General features: G+C 70.5%; 3 protein-coding genes and 3 pseudogenes. 1 reads left to right on the top strand and 5 read right to left on the bottom strand.

Annotated elements, in window-relative coordinates; genetic code table 11:
• Positions 1–12: 12 nt before the first annotated feature.
• The 3 genes from AC1DU4_RS26105 to AC1DU4_RS26095 form a co-directional block, all read right to left on the bottom strand.
• Complete coding sequence (locus AC1DU4_RS26105; RefSeq protein ID WP_072843890.1) at positions 13–765, bottom strand: YebC/PmpR family DNA-binding transcriptional regulator; 753 nt, start codon at positions 763–765, stop codon at positions 13–15.
• An 81-nt stretch (positions 766–846) separates the two neighbouring features.
• The gene (gene pdxT, locus AC1DU4_RS26100; RefSeq protein ID WP_477844847.1) at positions 847–1497 is read right to left on the bottom strand and encodes a pyridoxal 5'-phosphate synthase glutaminase subunit PdxT; all 651 of its coding nucleotides are present in this window, start codon (positions 1495–1497) and stop codon (positions 847–849) included.
• A gap of 38 nt (positions 1498–1535) precedes the next feature.
• A complete protein-coding gene (locus AC1DU4_RS26095) occupies positions 1536–1775 on the bottom strand; it encodes a hypothetical protein (protein WP_477844844.1) in 240 nt (79 codons plus the stop codon).
• Positions 1776–2038: 263 nt separating this feature from the next.
• Between AC1DU4_RS26095 and AC1DU4_RS26090 the strand changes: the two are divergent.
• A pseudogene (locus tag AC1DU4_RS26090) lies at positions 2039–3724 on the top strand (APC family permease); the annotation flags it as partial.
• 6 nt (positions 3725–3730) lie between these two features.
• Here the strand turns inward: AC1DU4_RS26090 and AC1DU4_RS26085 are convergent.
• Both AC1DU4_RS26085 and AC1DU4_RS26080 read right to left on the bottom strand, forming a co-directional pair.
• Positions 3731–3888, bottom strand: a pseudogene (locus tag AC1DU4_RS26085) (acyl-CoA thioesterase II); the annotation flags it as partial.
• Between the two features lie 5 nt (positions 3889–3893).
• Positions 3894–4020: pseudogene (locus AC1DU4_RS26080) on the bottom strand (pyridoxal 5'-phosphate synthase glutaminase subunit PdxT); the annotation flags it as partial.
• Positions 4021–4046 lie beyond the last annotated feature (26 nt).

Below are 4046 nucleotides of genomic sequence, written 5' to 3'. Positions count from 1 at the left end.
CGCGACCGGCGGTCAGGCGTCGAGCTCGGCCAGGACCTCGTCGGACAGGTCGACGTTGGTGTACACGTTCTGCACGTCGTCGGAGTCCTCGAGCGCGTCGACCAGCTTGAAGACCTTGCGCGCGCCGTCGGCGTCCACCGGGACCTCGACGGAGGCGCGGAAGTCCGGGTCGGCGGACTCGTAGTCGATGCCGGCCTCCACGAGCGCGGTGCGCACGGGGATGAGATCGGCTGCCTCGGAGACGATCTCGAAGGTGTCACCGAGGTCGTTGATCTCCTCAGCGCCGGCCTCGAGGACCACCTCGAGGATCTCGTCCTCGCTGCGGCCCGCCTTCTCGAGGATGACGACACCCTTGCGGCTGAACAGGTAGGACACCGAACCCGGGTCCGCGAGGTTGCCGCCGTTGCGGGTCATCGCGGTGCGGACCTCGCCGGCCGCGCGGTTGCGGTTGTCGGTGAGGCACTCGACCAGCAGCGCCACGCCGTTGGGGCCGTAGCCCTCGTACATGATCGTCTGCCAGTCGGCGCCGCCCGCCTCTTCACCGGCACCGCGCTTGCGCGCACGCTCGATGTTGTCGTTGGGGACGGAGCTCTTCTTCGCCTTCTGGATGGCGTCGTACAGGGTCGGGTTTCCCGCAGGATCGCCGCCACCCGTACGCGCCGCCACCTCGATGTTCTTGACAAGCTTCGCGAAGGACTTACCGCGTTTGGCGTCGATCGCGGCCTTCTTGTGCTTGGTGGTGGCCCATTTGGAGTGGCCGCTCATGCGTAGTTCCCTCTTCCCGTTCGTAGATGCGCACGCCGCAGCGGTGCACGCTGCAGCGGGGAGCACACAGTACCGCTGAGTTTACGCGCGCGTGGCCGCCACTCCCCGCACCATGTCGACAAAGAGCTGGTGGACCCGCCTGTCGCCGGTCACTTCCGGGTGGAATGACGTCGCCATGACGGCCCCCTGACGGACCGCCACGATGCGTCCGGCGGCGGGTCCCTCGGGCACCGTGGCCAGCACCTCGACGCCCTCCCCGACCCGTTCAACCCAGGGTGCGCGGATGAACACCGCGCGCATGGCGTCGCCGTCGATGCCCGCGAAGTCGAGGTCCTCCTCGAAGGAGTCGACCTGACGCCCGAAGGCATTGCGCCGCACCGTGATGTCGAGCCCCGACAGGCAGTGCGCGTCGGGYCGGGTGTCGAGGACCTCGCTGGCCAGCAGGATCATGCCCGCGCAGGAGCCGTAGGCCGGCATCCCGTCGCGCAGCCGGGCCCGCAACGGCTCGAGCAGGTCGAATACGGTGAGCAGCCGGCTCATCGTGGTGGACTCGCCGCCGGGGATGACCAGGCCGTCGACCGCGTCGAGCTCGGCGCGCCGGCGCACCGTCACCGCGTGCGCGCCGGAGGCCTCGAGCGCGGCGAGGTGTTCCCGGAAGTCGCCCTGCAGGGCGAGCACCCCGATGGTCGGTTGTGTTGTGCTGATGACTGATTCGCCTGTCGTTGACGTGATGGACACTGATTCCTCGATCTCGGGACTGCTGACGACGGTCACTGCTGGGGCACCCCCACCGGCAGCAGGCGCTGGGGCGGCACCGGCGCGTCGGTGGGCACCGGCAAGAAGGTGTCGGTGGTCCAGCGCAGGGCGCCGTCGACGGTCGGGGCGGCCGCGGCGGCGTCGGACGGCGCCGTGTCACCACCCGACGACCCGAGCGACTTGCCCACCGCAACGGCCACCGCGACCAGCGCGGCGCCGCCCAGCGTCAGTTCCAGAATTCGTCTCGTCTGCACGCAACGAGGATACGGATGCCCGCGGCGGCGCCGACGGGCGGAGGAACGCCCGCCGCGGCCCTCGCACCCACCGCGCCAAGATGGCGGCGCGCCCCGTCAGGGAATCGTCAGGGCCGCGGGCGACGACGAGATTCGCGTCCACACTCGCACCCGTGACCAACACACTGCTCATCCGGACGCCCCGGCCCGGCCGCACGTCGACGACCACCGACAGGCGCAGACTCTCGGTGTCGACCGGTCTGGCCGGCCTGTCGCTGGACGCGATGGCGTCGGTGTCCTACGGGCCGGAGGCCATCGTCCTGGTGCTCGCCGCCGCGGGCGGCGCGGGACTCGGGTTCACCCTCCCGGTCACGCTCGCGATCGCGGCACTGCTCGCCGTCCTCGTGGCGTCCTATCGCCAGCTGATCGCGGCCTTCCCGGACGGCGGCGGCGCCTATGCGGTGGCCCGTGCGCGGCTGGGTCAGCGCACGGGGCTCGTCGCTGCCGCGTCCCTGGTGATCGACTACATCCTCAACGTGGCGGTCTCCATTGCCGCCGGCGTCGCCGCCCTGACGTCGGCATTCCCCGCCCTGCTCCCCTACACCGTATGGATCTGCCTGACCGTGCTGGTGGGCGTCACCGCTCTCAACCTTCGCGGCATCGCCAGCAGCGCACGCGCCTTCATGATCCCGACGGCGGTGTTCGTGGTCGGCATCTTCACGGTGATCGTCGCGGGGCTGCTACGCAGCGAACCGCTGAGCGTCGCCGAGGGCACCGCCGTCGCGGTCAACATGCAGACGGTCGGGGTGCTGCTGCTCCTGAAGGCGTTCTCCAGTGGATGCGCCGCCCTGACCGGCGTGGAAGCCATCGCCAACGCCGTACCGAGCTTCCGGGAACCGCGGGTCCGCACCGCCCAGCGGGCCGAGGTGGCGCTGGGAATCCTGTTGGGCACCATGCTGATCGGGCTCGCAGTGCTGATCAGCAAATTCGCGCTGCACCCGGTCGAGGGCACAACCGTGCTCTCCCAGCTCACCGAGGCCTCGCTCGGGCACGGAATCGGTTACTACGTGGTGCAGTTCGCGACCGTCGTCCTGCTCGCCCTGGCCGCGAACACCTCCTACGGTGGGCTGCCGACGCTGATGCGGCTGCTGGCCGACGACAACTGCCTGCCGCACCGGTTCGCGCTGCGTTCCCCGCGCCAGGTCTACCGCCACGGTGTGCTGGCCCTGGCCGTCTTCGCGGGCATCCTGCTAATCGGTTCACGCGGCAGCATGAATGCCCTGGTGCCGCTCTTCGCCATCGGCGTCTTCGTCGGGTTCACCATCGCCCAGGTCGGCCTGGTCAGGCACTGGCGGGTCACCCGCGGCGCCGGCTGGCAGTGGCGGGCGACCCTCAACGGCTTCGGCGCCGGCCTGACCGCGGTGGCCGCCCTGGTCACCACCGCCATGAAGTTCACCGAAGGCGCCTGGCTGATCGTGATCGCCCTGCCGCTGCTGGTCTTCCTGATGGAACGGGTGCGCGCCGCGTACTCGGCCATCGGCGACCACCTCCACCTGGGCGAGGTGCCCGCCGTCCCCGCCGCGGAGGGCACCGTCGTCGTGGTCCCGGTCGCGGAGGTCTCCGCGCTCAGCCGTGAGGCGATCGGGGCCGCGCTGTCCCTCGGCAGTGACGTGGTCGCGGTCCGGGTCTGCCCGGTCGGCGAGTCACCACGGGCCTTCACGACAGCGTGGCAGGCCTGGCATCCCGGGGTGCGACTGGTCCTCCTCGACGACGCCGACGCCGGTCTCGCGCCCACCCTGACGCGGTACGTCACCGACAGTTTCGCTGGCCGGCGGGTGGTTGTGGTGATCGGCGAGGTCGAACCGGGCACCGCCTGGCAGCGGATCCTGCCGAACCACCGAGGCGACGAACTCGACCGTGCGCTGCGCCGAGAGACCGACGCGGTCATCTGCCGGGTCCGGTTGCGAGTCGGCCGGTCAGTCCTCGTAGACCAGACGCGTCAGCCCCTCCTGGACCACCGCGGCCACGAGATGACCCTCCCGGTCGAAGATCCGCCCTGTGTCAGGACCCGGCCGAACCCGGCGGACGGTGAGGACTGGTCGTAGAGCAGCGACTTGTCGGCACGGGACGAACGTATGAACCGCCGGGGATGACCAGGCCGTCGACCGCATCGAGTTCGGCGCGCCGCCGCCACCGTCACCGCGGGCGCGCCGGATTCCTCGAGCGCGGCGAGGTGTTCCCGGAAGTCGCCCTGCAGGGCGAGCACCCCGATGGTCGGTTGTGTTGTGCTGA

Source organism: Rhodococcus sp. P4_F5, from assembly GCF_056401315.1.
The sequence above is the reverse complement of the archived record's forward strand: the minus strand, read 5'-3'. Positions and strand labels throughout refer to the sequence as shown.